General features: G+C 56.5%; 14 protein-coding genes. 11 read left to right on the forward strand and 3 right to left on the reverse strand.

Annotation, left to right across the window (positions count from 1 at the left end; translation table 11 throughout):
- Window positions 1–130 precede the first annotated feature (130 nt).
- A complete protein-coding gene (locus IFT47_RS04760) occupies window positions 131–2,380 on the reverse strand; it encodes a TonB-dependent receptor (protein WP_192170673.1) in 2,250 nt (749 codons plus the stop codon).
- Between the two features lie 195 nt (window positions 2,381–2,575).
- Between IFT47_RS04760 and IFT47_RS04765 the strand changes: the two genes are divergently transcribed.
- From IFT47_RS04765 to IFT47_RS04790, 6 genes are all read left to right on the forward strand, one after another.
- The gene (locus IFT47_RS04765) at window positions 2,576–3,256 is read left to right on the forward strand and encodes a Fe2+-dependent dioxygenase (protein WP_192170672.1); all 681 of its coding nucleotides are present in this window, start codon (window positions 2,576–2,578) and stop codon (window positions 3,254–3,256) included.
- Window positions 3,257–3,259: 3 nt separating this feature from the next.
- Complete coding sequence (locus tag IFT47_RS04770; RefSeq protein WP_192170671.1) at window positions 3,260–4,054, forward strand: tetratricopeptide repeat protein; 795 nt, start codon at window positions 3,260–3,262, stop codon at window positions 4,052–4,054.
- Window positions 4,055–4,313: 259 nt separating this feature from the next.
- The gene (locus IFT47_RS04775; protein ID WP_192170670.1) at window positions 4,314–5,501 is read left to right on the forward strand and encodes an alpha-xenorhabdolysin family binary toxin subunit A; all 1,188 of its coding nucleotides are present in this window, start codon (window positions 4,314–4,316) and stop codon (window positions 5,499–5,501) included.
- A gap of 2 nt (window positions 5,502–5,503) precedes the next feature.
- Window positions 5,504–6,502: an alpha-xenorhabdolysin family binary toxin subunit B gene (locus tag IFT47_RS04780; RefSeq protein ID WP_192170669.1), complete on the forward strand. Its 999-nt coding sequence runs from the start codon at window positions 5,504–5,506 to the stop codon at window positions 6,500–6,502.
- A 130-nt stretch (window positions 6,503–6,632) separates the two neighbouring features.
- Window positions 6,633–7,781 (forward strand): alpha-xenorhabdolysin family binary toxin subunit A, encoded by a 1,149-nt coding sequence (locus IFT47_RS04785; protein ID WP_192170668.1) that lies wholly within the window; start codon window positions 6,633–6,635, stop codon window positions 7,779–7,781.
- A 92-nt stretch (window positions 7,782–7,873) separates the two neighbouring features.
- A complete protein-coding gene (locus IFT47_RS04790) occupies window positions 7,874–8,650 on the forward strand; it encodes a hypothetical protein (RefSeq protein WP_192170667.1) in 777 nt (258 codons plus the stop codon).
- A gap of 52 nt (window positions 8,651–8,702) precedes the next feature.
- Here the strand turns inward: IFT47_RS04790 and IFT47_RS04795 are convergent, their stop codons facing one another.
- Window positions 8,703–9,866 carry a type III PLP-dependent enzyme gene (locus tag IFT47_RS04795; protein ID WP_192170666.1) on the reverse strand — a complete coding sequence of 388 codons (1,164 nt, stop codon included), beginning with the start codon at window positions 9,864–9,866 and terminating at the stop codon, window positions 8,703–8,705.
- A gap of 535 nt (window positions 9,867–10,401) precedes the next feature.
- Between IFT47_RS04795 and IFT47_RS27520 the strand changes: the two genes are divergently transcribed.
- The 5 genes from IFT47_RS27520 to IFT47_RS04815 all read left to right on the forward strand — a co-directional run bounded on the left by IFT47_RS27520 (window position 10,402) and on the right by IFT47_RS04815 (window position 13,488).
- Complete coding sequence (locus IFT47_RS27520; protein ID WP_244655823.1) at window positions 10,402–10,626, forward strand: hypothetical protein; 225 nt, start codon at window positions 10,402–10,404, stop codon at window positions 10,624–10,626.
- 14 nt (window positions 10,627–10,640) lie between these two features.
- Window positions 10,641–10,889, forward strand: coding sequence for a hypothetical protein (locus tag IFT47_RS27525; RefSeq protein WP_244655822.1), 249 nt, complete (start codon window positions 10,641–10,643; stop codon window positions 10,887–10,889).
- A gap of 556 nt (window positions 10,890–11,445) precedes the next feature.
- The gene (locus IFT47_RS27530; protein ID WP_192170665.1) at window positions 11,446–12,225 is read left to right on the forward strand and encodes an N-acetylmuramoyl-L-alanine amidase; all 780 of its coding nucleotides are present in this window, start codon (window positions 11,446–11,448) and stop codon (window positions 12,223–12,225) included.
- Window positions 12,222–12,563, forward strand: coding sequence for a hypothetical protein (locus IFT47_RS04810; protein ID WP_192170664.1), 342 nt, complete (start codon window positions 12,222–12,224; stop codon window positions 12,561–12,563). Before IFT47_RS27530 ends, IFT47_RS04810 begins: the two co-directional genes overlap by 4 nt.
- A 7-nt stretch (window positions 12,564–12,570) precedes the next feature.
- Window positions 12,571–13,488 (forward strand): hypothetical protein, encoded by a 918-nt coding sequence (locus tag IFT47_RS04815; protein WP_192170663.1) that lies wholly within the window; start codon window positions 12,571–12,573, stop codon window positions 13,486–13,488.
- A gap of 60 nt (window positions 13,489–13,548) precedes the next feature.
- Here IFT47_RS04815 and IFT47_RS04820 read toward each other — a convergent pair whose 3' ends face one another.
- Window positions 13,549–14,718: an osmoprotectant ABC transporter ATP-binding protein OsmV gene (locus IFT47_RS04820; protein WP_192171041.1), complete on the reverse strand. Its 1,170-nt coding sequence runs from the start codon at window positions 14,716–14,718 to the stop codon at window positions 13,549–13,551.

Genomic DNA, 14,718 nt, shown 5'->3' on the forward strand with positions numbered 1-14,718 from the left:
GAAGAGGCCGGCACAGTCGCTGAAATCTTCAGCGACTGAACTCAGGTCTTCGCGAGCAAGCTCGCTCCCACGAGGCAGTGGACTGATTCGATATTTCGGATCGTTCGCCGGACTTGTGGGAGTGACCGGATCAGAAGTGGAAGCTGGCACTCATCAGCGCGGTACGCCCGGCAGACATGTGGGCGTAGTGGGTGGTGAAGACCTGATCGTAGTAACGCTTGTCGGTCAGGTTCTGCACGTTCAGTTGCAGGTCGACGTTCTTGGTCAGCGCGTACGTGGCCATGGCGTCGTAGCGCCAGTAGGAAGGCACTTCCACCGAGTTGGCTTCGTTGCCGAAACGGGAATCGACGAACGTCGCGCCGCCGCCCACGGTCAGCTTCGGCATCAGTTCGTAGGTCGACCAGAAATTGAAGCTGTTGCGCGGCGTGCTCGGCATGTGATTACCCTCATCCGCCTTGCTGGTCGCACTGACGATCTCACTCTCCATGTAGGTGTAGCCGCCGTAGACTTTCCATTCGCCGGTGATGTTGCCGCTGTAAGTCAGCTCCAGACCATCGACACGCTGCTCGCCGTCCAGCACCTGGAACGTCGCGTTGTCAGGGTCAGTGACCCGCGCGTTGGTCTTCTCGGTGCGGAACAGCGCGGCGGTCAGCGACAGGTTGTCGTCGAAGAAGTCCCACTTGGTCCCCAGCTCGTAGTTGCGGTTCTTTTCCGGATCGAGGTTGGCATTGTTCGCCGCGATTTCCAGACCGCCATTGCCGCTGGTCTCACCCGACGGGTTGCTGGACGTCGACCATGCCGCGTAGATGCTGCCGTTCGGCAATGGCTTGTAGGTTACGCCGACCTGGTAATTCCACAGCTGGCTGGTGTTTTCACGCTTGAAGCTGCCCGCCACCGAGCCCCGGCCACCGGTGCTGTAACCGCTGGAACGCACGTCGTAATCGTCGTAACGCAGGCCGAGGTTTAACGACCACTGCTCGTTGAATTTCAGCGTGTCGAACACATACGCGGCACTGGTTTTGGTGTCGGTATCGGTGTACGCCTGGCTGTCGGTGATGGTGCCGTTCCAGTCGTCTTTCGGCGACGGGTTGGACAGGCTGGTGCAGTCGCCGGACGCCAAGAGCGCTGCGTTACACGTCGAGCCGATGGTCCCGCCACTGGCACTGAGCACGTTGTAGCCGCGGTTGTGGGTGTCCTGATACGAAAACTCGAGGCCTGTCACCAGGCTGTGCTGAATGAAACCGGTGTCGAATTTCGCTTGCAGGTCAGTCTGGTTGACGAAGCCGCTGGAGGTGGAATTGCGGCTCTTCGCCGAGCGCGATACGAGGCCGCTGGCAACGTTGCCGCGGCTGTCGTCGGGGTTGGTGACGATGTAGTCCAGCGTCGAGCGCGACATGCGGAAGCTGTTGGAGATCGTCAGGTTGTCGTTGAGGTCGTGTTCGAGGCGGATCGTGCCGCTGTCGTTGACGCTCTTGCGGTAATCGCGGTCGGTCAGACCGTAGAAGTTGTTTTCGTTGACGTGGGCCGGCTTGTCGACTACGTACTTGCTGCGGCCGGTGGTGTTGGTCAGCGGGATGCCGTAGTCGGGCATGTCGTCGGTGGACAGGTGGTAATAGTCGACCTTGACCCGCGTGTCGGTGCCCAGACCGAACGCGAACGAAGGCGCAACGCCCCAACGGCTGTTGTCGACATCGTTGCGGCCGGCGACGTTGGAATCATGCTTCATCAGGTTCAGGCGGAAGGCCGAGGTGTCGGTCATCTGCTTGTTGACGTCGAGGGTGTAGCGCTGGGTCTGGTCCGAACCGAAGGTGTAGCCGCCGTTGAAGGCATCGCCCAGATGAGCGCCCTTGGTGACGAGGTTCAGGCTGCCACCCGTGGAGCCTGCACCCGTGAACGCCGAGCCCGGGCCTTTGCTGACCTCGACTGACTCGACGTTGAAAATCTCCCGGCTCTGCGCCGCTACGTCGCGCATGCCGTCGACGAATACATCGCTCTCTGCGTTGAAGCCGCGAATGATCGGGCGATCCGCATTCGGGTTGCCGCCCTCCCCCGCACCAAAAGTAATGCCGGGGGTGGTGCGCAATGCGTCAGCCAGGCTCGTCGCCGCGGTGTCGCGGATGACTTGCTGCGGGATCACCGTGACGCTCTTCGGCGTCTCGCGCAGGGGTGCGGTGTACTTTTTCGAGGCCGATTCTTCGGTCTTGTAAGCCGTGTCGGCGCGCTCGCCGTCAATATTGGTGGCCCCGAGATTCAGAGCATCCGATGCAGGTTCCACAGCCTGCGCCATATGGGCGGCTGACATCGCCGCAAGGGCGACGCCCACGGCGCTGACAATGGAACGCTGCGAATGGGCGGTAACCGGTTGTGCTTGGCGCGACATTTTCCTTCCCCAAGGAAACAATAAGGCGGCGGAATATAGTTGAGACTGCTTCGCATTCGCAGAAAACTTACAATCTTTACACTTTCTCATTACTCAATTTTCACATCTGTCCATTCACACGCGCGGGTGGCGTTTTACACGACCAATAAGAATCACTATCATCCGCCGCTTCATTCTTCTCGCAGGTCGCGATTCATGCTCCTACATATCCCCGGTCTGTTTTCACCCGAGGAGGTGCGTCGCATCCGACAGGCGCTGGAGGAAACCCAATGGGCGGACGGCAAGATCACCGCCGGGCACCAGTCGGCGAAAGCCAAGCACAACCTGCAGTTGCCAGAGGGCCATCCACTTGCCGTGGAGATTGGCGCGGCGATGCTTGAGCGCCTGTGGCAGAACCCGCTGTTCATGTCTGCCGCCCTGCCCCACAAGGTCTTCCCGCCGTTATTGAACTGCTACACCGGCGGCGGCAGTTTCGATTTCCACATCGACAACGCCGTGCGTCAGGCCAAGGGCAGCACCGAGCGTGTGCGCACGGATTTGTCATCGACGCTGTTCTTCAGCGATCCCGATGATTACGACGGCGGCGAGCTGGTGATTCAGGACACCTTCGGCACCCGTCAGGTCAAGCTCCCGGCGGGTGACCTGCTGCTTTATCCGGCCAGCAGTCTGCACAAAGTCAATGCTGTGACGCGGGGCGCGCGGTACGCATCGTTCTTCTGGACCCAGAGCCTGGTGCGGGACGATGGCCACCGCACGCTGCTGTTCGAAATGGACGCGGCCATTCAGCAATTGAGCCGCGACGTGCCCGATCATCCTTCACTGCTGCAACTCACCGGCACCTATCACAACCTGCTGCGGCAGTGGGTCGAGGTCTGAGTCATGACCTGGAATCTGCGACGTGAAGAGGTGCTCGACGGCGACCAATTGCGCGCCATGCTTGAAGACAGTTCAGCCAGTGCCGCACGGGCGATTCTGATCGCGGCGCAGGCCAACATCGTCGACGCCCAAGCGCTGCTCGGGCAGATACTGCTCGACGGCACCGGCATAGAACGCGACCCGGCGCTGGCGTTGGTCTGGTTCCAGATTGCGGCCCGGCGTGGCCACGCGATGGCGCAGAACATGGCTGGCCGCTGCCACGAGCATGGGTGGGGCTGCGAGCCGGACGCGGCAAAGGCTGCCGAGCATTATCGTCTCGCCGCCGAGGCCGGTCTGGACTGGGGCTTTTATAACTACGGCAACCTGCTCGCCACCGGGCGCGGGGTGAACAAAGATCAGGCCCGCGCGCTGGCCTGCTATCGCAAGGCGGCAGAGCTGGGCCACGCGAAGTCGATGAATCTGCTGGGGCGTTATCTGGAAGAGGGTCTGTGCTGCGAGCAGGATCTCGATGCAGCCCATGAGTGGTATCAACGGTCGGCGCAGGCAGGTGATTTCCGTGGGCAGTTCAGTCATGCCGCAGTGCTGGCAGATCACGGACGCGTGGAGGAAGCCGTAGGCTGGCTGAAAACTGCCGTGCAGAATGGCAATCTCAACTTCCTGCGGGTCAGTCGCAAGACGCTGTTGCAAGCACCCCATCCTCAGGTTCGAGCGCTGGCTCTCGATTACCATAAGCGGGCGGCGGAGTTGGGAAATGAAGCAGACGCGGCGGAATATCGTGAACTACTGAAAGTTATATAACCGCCAATTGTAAGTTCATTTGCCAACCACAGTTTCACGAGCAGCCCCCAATCGTGTGTTACGCCCCCATTTCCGGGGACATGCCAACATTGTGCATGGGTGGGAACGAATCATCCTACAAACTCAGACTGCCTTCGCACTTTGACCGCCTCAAAAACACGACTTACTCTCCTTCTCGTGCAGACAACTTAACCATTCTGCATCTGAAGCGTTAATTAGCTTCAGAACATTTAATACGCATCATTAAAGGATTAATGATATGTCTCAACTTACGGAAAACCTCGTCACCGACGCAGCGAGTGATCCTGCAAGCCTTTTCGGTTCATCGGTCGCAACAAACGGGAGCGATACCCGGGACACCGGGCTGATACTGACCAAAGAGCAGCTTAAGCACCTCAAGAAATATGAAATCGCCGGCCTGGCCCTTCCGACCGAACTGGACAACGTCATCGCTTATCTGGGCTATGAAAACGGCGCCGGTCTCGGGCTGGAGCCCGTTGACTTCCAGCGCACCTTCAAGCTCGTCAATGGCCACGCCAGGCTGTGGAATCCGCTGCGCACCGACCTGCTGACCGTCAATACCAAACTCGTGGTATTCGCCGGCTCCATGCAAGTCTATGGCGCGAGCATGAGGGAAGTATTCGATGATATGGCGGTATTGGGCCTGATCGAAAAATACAACATCAAGACACTTGAAGATCTGCGAAAAGTCGAACTTAAGCTGGGCAAAAAATTTCCCGGCATTGAGGCTATGGATCGTCTTGATCTGGGTTTTTATCTGGATGAAATACTCAAGAAAGTAAGAGAGCAAGAGGCGGAGGCGCTTGCAATAAAACAGCGCCTGGACTCATTCGGCCGACAACTGGCCCAACAGGTTGGCCCTGCCATCAAGCTCAAATTGGCGAGCATCGACAACAACACCATGAGCAGCGAGATCCAGGCGCGTCAGGTGAAAATCGATAACCGCGCGCTGGCCATTGAAGAGAAGAACAAAGAATACAAAGAGATGGTCAAGCAGGCCATCGGTGCCGTCATGGGCAACCTGGTCATGATGATTTACTCCAGCGTCCAGGCCGAAAAAATCCGCAAGGAACGCAACAAGCTCACCGAAGAGCAAGAAAAAGATATCGCGCTGATGGCGAAGAAAAACCGGATCCTGGCGTCGCTGGGTCGTATACGGATGGACTTCCAGAACCTCGATCTGATTGTGATCGATGCCGACATCGCCACCCAAAACCTGATCAGTGTCTGGAACTCGTTAAGCACGTTCATCGCTGCTTCCGCCGCTGAAGTAGATGGTATCCACGACGGCCTGTCCATGCGCAGGTTCCGCAACCAATTCAATCTCGTGGTTAAACCGTGGGAAACCATTGAAGTGGACGCCCAAAAATTACAACACGTGTTCGCAGAAGCGGACCGCGAATTCAGAGAAGATTACGGAGTTTAAACATGAATAACATTTCTCAATTTCCAGGCAGCCTCGACTACCCGGAGCTGAACGTTCAAGCGTTCAAACAGGCGAAAGCCAATGCCAACGATGCAACCATTCAAATGAAAGTTCTGTTCATTCAGACACAGTATCTGCCGTCATTGCACAACCGAGTCTCTGAACTGGACAAAGCGATACGTGAGTCTGACTTCAGACTTCGGGACACCGTTCAATCACTGGGTACGGTTTTAGGGATTCAAGTGGGCGCCCTCAGAGAACTTCAAAGTGAGTTCCTGGGCGCCCCCGAGTCCGACAAAGAAGAAATCATTGAAGACATCGTCATTCGAATTCAGACCATCATGAACACCGTGGGCAATAAAGAGCTGATGCTCCACAATCTGATCACAGCCATGGCAACGCCAATTGATCGTGCTGCCACTGGCACGTACATCAAGCAGCTTGAAGCCGACCAGGCGCGCCTGCCGGCAGAAGTGCTGAAGATCAAAGAACGCCAGGACACGCTGGAAGCAAAGCGCAAAGCGCTGACTGACGCCATGGCACTGATCGAAGCCAAGGGCTTCACCGAGCTGGCCAAAGACACAGCGCTGACCGCTCAGGAGCTGGTCAAAATGGGCATGACACCCCCCCAGTTGATTGCCGTAGAGGCCGCCATCGGCTTGGCGCAACAGGTCCTGGAACGGGCCGAAAGCCTGATCAACTACCTGGGGATGGTTGAAGCCCGCAACACCCTGCGCAAACAGATTGATGACCTGATCAGCAGCACTTACGCGAAGACCAATGAGTTGCGCCTGGTCACATTAAAAAAAGAGCTGATCACGGCGTGCCATAACTTCGATGAACATCGGGCGCAGTACATCACCGAGTTCGAGAAATGTGTCGCGGCCAAACGGGCCTTCCTCGCGACTTACAACACCGTAAACGGTGGTGATCAGGACGCGGTCACTCAGTTCAGCGTTGACGCGCTGTCGCTGGCAAAACACTTGAAAGTCATGGCCTGATTTCATCCGCCAACGCGCAACAATGCAGGCCGGGAAGTACAAGTGATTTTCTTCCCGGCCCCATGCCGGAGCGCCTGGTTCACGTCAGGCCTCCCCTTCACACCATTCATCTCATTAAAGGATTAACGATATGAAATCATCCGGAGCCATGGATGACGCACCCTTTCGGGATGAGAAACTTGACTTGGCAGAGCGCCTGCCCTGCACGTTGATTTCCGCTGCAGCGGGTACGGTAGAAGAAGCCATTCGCGCGCCAGGCCTCTTCCTGACCAAATCACAACTGATTGACCTTATGCGTTATACAACCCACGGTCTCGCGCTTCCCATCGCACTCAAAGATGTTGTCTGGTATCTGGGCTACGAAACAGGCGCCGGCCTGAATCTTGAAGCCAGGGATTTTCAGGCGAGCTTCAATCGCATTCATCTTCATGCCGCGCAATGGAAACCGCTTCGTACCGACCTGATGAACGTAGGCAGCGAGTTGTGGGTGTTCGCCGATCAGATGCAAGTTTACGGCAACGGTGTAAGAGAGCTTTATAACGAGATCAGGGCAAAGGCTGCAGAGACGCTCGAGCCGACCGATCACCAGGATTTTCTGCATTACATCGAGCAGGTCGCCGCGCTCGTCTTGCATCGACGCAGCACAACCGAAGCACTCAAGGGTCGGCTCGATGCCTTTTCGCGGGAGTTGTCGACACGGGTAATGCCCGACGTACAGCTCAAGTTAAAGAGCATCGACAACAATAATGTGCCGGCCGACATCAAAACGCTGAACGACGCCATCAACCGACGTGCCGCAGACATTGAAGAAAAACAGCGGGCATACAAAACGCTGATCAAAAAGTCGGTGGGTGCCAGTTTTGCCCTGATCGGTTTGGGTATTTACTACGGGGTTGAAGCAGGCAAAGTGCGTAGAAAGATCAATGCATTGCGCCTGGAACAAGAGAACAGCATTCGTCTACTGGAGCAAAAAAACCGGATCCACGCCTCACTGCAGCGCGTTCGTCATGATCTGCATGATCTAAGCCTGATCATTCTGGATGCAGACATTGCCATCCAGAACATGGTTGTGGTGTGGAACGGTCTGCATATTTTCCTGATCCACTCGGCTCAAGAAGCGGGCAAAATTGATAACGCGCTGTCAATGCGCCGCCTCATGAACGCTTTTAATCTGGTGGCTGAACCCTGGACCCAGATAAAACGGGAAGCGGACACGTTGCTCAAAGTGTTCAAAGAGGCAGACCGCGAGTTCCGCAAGAATTATGGGCATCAGGCATGACGAATTCGAACGCTTCGACGTAGACAAGACCTACGCCACCGCGCAGTGGCAACACAACGAGTTTGCGCTGTAACGCCATGGAGGGCGGCATCATGACAACACATCTCATCGAATACGACGATGTCGGGTACTTGGGATACAACATCGGCTATCTGGAAAAACTTGCCCAACACATTGAAGCCTTCAAGATCAAACTCGGTTTGGTGCCTCAAGCTGAATACGGTAAATACAGGGAGCCCGCGATGGATCAAGCCGTCGCCATCGCGCGGCAGGGCAGTACGCTCTGGAGCAGCAGCGTGAAGAAGATTCGCTCGCTCCATCACGACACCAAAAAGACACTGGCTGAGCTGGTCGCACTGCTGGACAGCAACCCGTTCGACAGCCGAATCGCGCAGCTCACGCAGGATCTGCTGCGCCACGATGCAGAGTTCAAGCGGCAACAGGCGGAATGCGACCGCATCATCGAATGCGCAAGGCAGACCATTCCCCGGTTCATCGATTTCATGAACGTCAGGACGTATGAATATGCGAAACGAAAAGGGCTGCTGGTTAAAGGAAAGTCCAGCAACGTACCGGAAACGCTGAGCAGCGCGGTAACGGACGAGAGCAGTCTGGATTCGGCAAGAGGCGCAATGCAATGGCATCGTCGCGCCTACAATACGACGATCCTCTCGGCAGGAAATATGGGAGCCTATTGCTCGCGATTGTCCGGCCTCTTGAACGCCACACTCCGTGAAGTCCAGGCGCTCAAGGCCAATCAACCCGCGCGGCGCATGACCGTGTCGTGTCAATCCGCGGCCATCTCAGCACGCGAGGCTCAGCGGCTGATCAACTACACCCTCGACAGTATTCTTCGATTCAGTATTTGAACCGCAAAAAAAAGGCACCCACCGGGTGCCGTTTTCTCGTTACTGCGCAGATTTACACGTAGTAAGACTTCAGCGGCGGGAAGCCGTTAAATTCCACAGCGCTGTAGCTGGTGGTGTACGCACCCGTGGACAGCCAGTACAGACGATCACCGATGGCCAGGTTCAGCGGCAAGCCGTACTTGTAGTTCTCGTACATGATGTCGGCGCTGTCGCAGGTCGGGCCGGCGATGACGACTTCTTCCACTTCGCCTTTCTTCTCGGTCCAGATCGGGAACTTGATGGCTTCGTCCATGGTTTCGATCAGGCCGGAGAACTTGCCCACGTCCGTGTACACCCAACGCTCGACGGCGGTGCGGGATTTACGCGACACCAGCACCACTTCGCTGACCAGAATACCGGCGTTGGCGATCAACGAACGGCCCGGCTCCAGAATGATTTCCGGCAGGTCATCACCGAAGTCTTCTTTCAGATAGCGGATGATTTCTTCAGCGTAGGTTTCCAGGCTGTTGGTGCGGGTGATGTAGTTGGCCGGGAAGCCGCCGCCCATGTTGATCAGCTTGAGCACGATGCCGTCTTCTTCTTTCAGACGCTCGAAGATCACTTTCACTTTGGCGATCGCGGCGTCCCAGACGCTGATGTCGCGCTGTTGAGAACCGACGTGGAACGAGATGCCGTAAGGCACCAGGCCCAGTTCACGGGCCAGAATCAGCAGGTCCATGGCCATGTCGGTCTGGCAACCGAACTTGCGTGACAGCGGCCAGTCAGCCGTGGTCGAGCCTTCGGTGAGGATGCGAACGTAGACTTTCGAGCCCGGCGCAGCCTTGGCGATGTTGCGCAGGTCGGCTTCGGAGTCGGTGGAGAACAGACGCACGCCCTTCTCGTAGAAGTAGCGAATGTCTTTGGATTTCTTGATGGTGTTGCCGTAGCTGATGCGATCCGGGCTGACGCCGCGGTCCATCACTTTGTCCAGCTCGTAGATCGAGGCGATGTCGAAGCTGGAGCCTTTTTCCTTCAGCAGATCGATGATTTCGACCGCCGGGTTGGCTTTGACTGCGTAATACACTTTGGCGAATTCGAAGCCTGCACGCAGGTCGTCGTAGGCCTTGCTGATCATCGCGGTGTCGATGACCACGAACGGGGTTTCTTGCTTGTCGGCAAACGCCTTCATTTTATCGAAGGTGCTTTTCTCGAAATAGTCTTCGACCTGGATCGACATGCGGGGACTCCTGTTGGCAAACGGTAAAAAACAATGGGTGTGAGCGCGCGGCTCGTGAACGTCCTCCGTATCCCCACTTTGGTTCGCCTACTTCCCAAGGCTGCTCGGCCGAAAGCAAAAAGGCCATGGGAACGCGATGTCCCGTGGCCTTGCTGTCTCGTCGTCAGTACTTGAGCCGGATGGATCGTTTCCAGCATGGACGTTCGGCGCGAACTGTAGGACCTGAGGGGCCGGAGATCAACTAAAAATGTCGCGTTTCTGCCCGTTTTTGCCAGACGGGAATCCACGCGCGTTCAATCAACCCGTAGTAACCGACCGATGTGACAGGGTGATGTTCCCGGTGGGTGGCAAATGGGCGATCCGTTACGAAAGCCACCTGTCCGTCAGACATCGGCTACCTGATCACCCGAAATGCCCTACGCACCGGATCTCTCTCCCCCACGTATCCCATTGATCCTGATCACTAGGGTTGGCGTTCATTCACCTCGCACGAACGGTACGAGGAGGCGAATCAACCCGGCCAAGGATCAGCGTCATGCAAGAGAACGCCCTTTCCCCGCTGTACAACAACGACATCACCGCCGAGTACCTGCGTGATCAGAATCGACCGCACTTTTCAGACGAGGCGCTTGCCACGTTCAGTCCGGAAGCCTTGGCTCGGGTAAAAGAGAACGAAGCGTTCAAGCAGGCCCACCCCCCACTGGCATTTTCCGGGTGGCAGCGGAACGCAGCCAGACCCGCGATGGCGGTGTCATCGTGAAAGGCACACTGGGTATGAATTTCACGCTCGCTGACGGGCGTGAGGTCGCGGGCGCAAGAGTCGGTGATTACGCCGTTTACCCCGATGGCACTGAGGCGCAGATCCTTACCGGTGCAGGAGAAGCGAACAGTCAAATTGCGCTAGTTGGCAGTCGCTTGAGCAACGGCGACGAGATCATCAATACGCCCCAGGGACACCTTCTGTTGCTGCAACGCCAGGATGTCGCGTGGCCGGACGATTTCCTTCCTGCTGCGGAGTGTTGATGCATGGGATTCTTCGGCATCCACAATCGGGAACAAGGCCTCGATGGAGACGCGACCACCACCGGCGCAATCTGCCACGCCAGTCTTGTGCAGTCATCCCTGGAACAGGGCCGGATGGCATTGCGGCTAGGCGACAAGACCAGCCCTTGCGGCGTGTGTGGGGCAGATCGGTGAAATCGTCGAAGGGGACAGTCGCTTCGTGTGGCTAGGCATCCCGACCGCCGTGCATAACGCGCTTGTGTTGTGCGCGTGTCCGCCGGGCACGAATCGATTGATTGCTTCGCGGTCAGGGCGCGCGGGAGCCGCTCGCGTTGCGCCTACTCCTGCGACGCCACGCCACGTGACGCCCACATCGAGTACCCCGCCTTCTCTTTATCCCCACACCACTCGGGCGTCGGGAAAAGTCTTCGTCCGTACCTTCGTCATCCGCGACAGCGAAACGGGACGACCGCTGGTGAACCGGGCGTTTGTGGCGAGGGTGGACGGTCAGCAGAAGACCGGTATCACCGACAGCTATGGACTGGCCCGCGTTGAGGGTTCTTCAGCGGAGTCCGTCGTGTCTCTCCACGTCATGTTCCGCTCGCCAGTGCGAGAGTTGAGTGAGCTTGCGGGAATGACCACGCGCGAAGTTACGACCACAACGCGCGTGGAGACGTTGATCCATGGGGATGCGCCGAAGCCCATGGTGATCACCGTGAATGATCGGGCCGCGACGCGAGAGGCGATTATTCGGAAAGTGCGGGAGCTGGGGCACAGGTTTGTCGAGCGGTCGGAGTGGCATGCGACGCCGCCTAAAAAGCCGTTGGACCGAGACTGGGATTACAGCATGGTTGCACTTCATCACGCGGGGAGAAGCTACGCATGCGGTATTGGGGCCGAACAGATGCGGTATGTACAAGATTCTCAAATGGCCGAAAAGTCTGATGACGTCGGTTACCATTTTGGAATCGACTGTTCCGGCGTCGTCTACGAAGGTAGGGACATACGCTTCAAGGGCGAACACCTCAAGCTTTATAACTCCAACGTGTTAGGCATCGTGCTTCTGGACAACCTAAGTAGTCCAGAAGAGGGCGGAGGGCTGACTGCGGTAGCACGTACGATTTTCAGTCACCTTGGAATTAACACCACGATGCAAGTGCCAAATATTCAGCAGGAGGCTGCTATCAATCTGATCAGGGCTTTAAACCGCGAGTTTCCTATAAAACACCTCGGCGGCCACAGAGAGTTCCCTCATCAGACGGAGGATCAGCATAAAATCTGCCCCGGAAATATTGGAATGAATTTTGTGAAAGTAGTGCGTGCCACTACCGGACTACACAGGCCACTACAAGAATGAAAAAGATTATTCTCTTGTTTACGGTGGTTCTTATCATCACAGCATGGACCGTCCTCAACATCGGCTACTACGACACGCACTGGGCGGAAGACAACATCACCGTATTTTTTATAAAAAAAGAACCCGCCCTACAAATCGAATTCGAGAATATGTTCGCGACCGACAGCGATTTTGATCCGGTGCATGAGCTGAGGGATGACGACCGCCAGGACTTGATCGATTACTGCCGATACCATTTAGGGTATATCACGCAAATAGAGGACGAATCAGACAGAGATGGATGCCACAAGGCATATATCGATTCATTCAAAAAACAGACTACAGCCACGACACATTGACTTGAATATGAAAAAACTTTACTCGCCAGGCCTGACCGCACTAATTATTTTTCTAACTGGCAATGCCATGACAATGAATTACATCACTTACAAGCAGAACGTGGACTTGGAACCCATCGTCCTTGCCGCCGTTGCATCGTTGGCATCAATCATCATAGCGTTACCCCTATTCCTGTTTACCCCCACTCCGCCAACCACCACATTCTCTTCAAGACAACTGATCAAGAACTATTTTTGGATCACCCTGTTTACGTTCACCTGCTGGGCAAGTGGCTACACAGCTTTGCTAAACCTTAACCCAGCCGTGTTTGCCGGCATCGCCTTCTCGGTGAGCTCGATCATCATCGCTCTGACGAATATAAGAAAGTCAGGCAGATTGGGCCTATTTGGCTTTCTGCTTACACTGGGCACAGGATGGGTGCTGTGTACTTCTTACAGCTCAGTCATGCAAGGCAGTGGCATACATGATGATTACGAGCTGGAAACAGGTGTGACGTTTTCAGTAACGTGCGGCATTTCGCTTTATTTAATTACACTGTTAACCCAGCGACTTAACAATCTAGGCCAACCCTTCCACAACCTATATGCGCGCAGATCACTGTTCGCTTTTCTGGTCTGCGCAACGATTGGATTGCTGGATGGTGCCCTCGTGACCATCGTGTCTGAGGCGCCTCAGTTGACGGCCCTCACCGTGATCTTCCTGGTCCTGATGCAATCAGCACTGGTGCTGTCCATAAGAACAATCGGCCGACATGTCGTAACGGTGGGTATTGCTGGAACAGCCGTTTACACGCTGATCGTTCAGGTAGCGGTTTTTCAACAGTCCGTTGACTCGCTCATGGTCATCACGATTGTTGGGAACGCTGTGGGCTTGATCCTCATGTCATTCACGCAGACCAATTACAACCCTGACTGTCGGCGATAACGACTCAGCGTCGTCACCGTCAACAGTAGCCCGGGCACCAAAGCACCCGGGCCCTTCACCTCAACTCAGCGCAGCCTGCTCCACCAATTCCGCAGGCGAAACAATGCTGGTCTTCATCCCGCGCGACTGGCCGGAACTCAGGTAAGCCGCGATGGATTCCTGGGTCACTTCACCCAGGAACACATTGTCGGCATCCAGCACCGGCAGCCACGAGCGGTTGAACTCGTACATGCGCGACAGCAGGATGCGCAGGTGTTCGTCGTAAGCGGCGGTGGCGTTGAACGGGCGCAGGTATTGCTCGCACGTGCCGGCCTGACGGTGCAGGTCGCGGCGGCGGACGTAACCCATTGCCTTGTTTTCGGCATCGGTGACGACCACGTAGCGGCGGTCGTTTTCGTCCATGATTTCCAGGGCATCGGCGACGGGCGTTTCCGGGCTCACGGACGGCGCGTTGTCCGCCGCGTCTTCGGCCTTGACCAGCAGCAGGCGCTTGAGCGTGCTGTCCTGGCCGACGAAGTTGCTGACGAAATCATCCGCCGGGTGCGCCAGCAGGGTGTCCGGGTGATCGATCTGCAGCAGCTTGCCGGCGCGGAAGATGGCGATCTTGTCGCCCAGCTTGATGGCTTCGTCGATGTCGTGGCTGACCATGATCACGGTCTTGTTCAGCGCGCGTTGCATCTCGAAAAACTCGTTCTGGATCATCTCGCGGTTGATCGGGTCGACCGCACCGAAGGGCTCGTCCATCAGCAGCAGCGGCGCGTCGGCCGCCAGCGCACGAATCACACCGATCCGCTGTTGCTGACCACCCGACAACTCGCGCGGATAGCGATGCAGGTACTGCTTGGGTTCCAGCTTGATCATGCTCATCAGTTCGCGAGCACGGTCGTGGCACTTCTGCTTGTCCCAACCCAGAAGCTTGGGCACGACCACGATGTTTTCCTCGATGGTCATGTTGGGGAACAGGCCGATCTGCTGAATCACGTAACCGATGTTGCGGCGCAGGGTGACTTCGTCGAGACCGGTGGTGTCCTCGCCATTGATCAGCACTTTGCCGGAGGTCGGCATGATCAGCCGGTTGATCATTTTCAGTGTTGTACTTTTGCCGCAACCCGACGGACCCAGGAACACGCAGATCTCGCCTTCATTGACGGTCAGGCTCACTGAGTCGACAGCCTTCACTTCCTTGCCGTTGCTCTGGAAAGTCTTGGTCAGGTTCTGCAGCTCAATCAT

Origin of the sequence: Pseudomonas sp. CFBP 13711 (assembly GCF_014842265.1) — a bacterium.
Lineage (GTDB): Bacteria > Pseudomonadota > Gammaproteobacteria > Pseudomonadales > Pseudomonadaceae > Aquipseudomonas.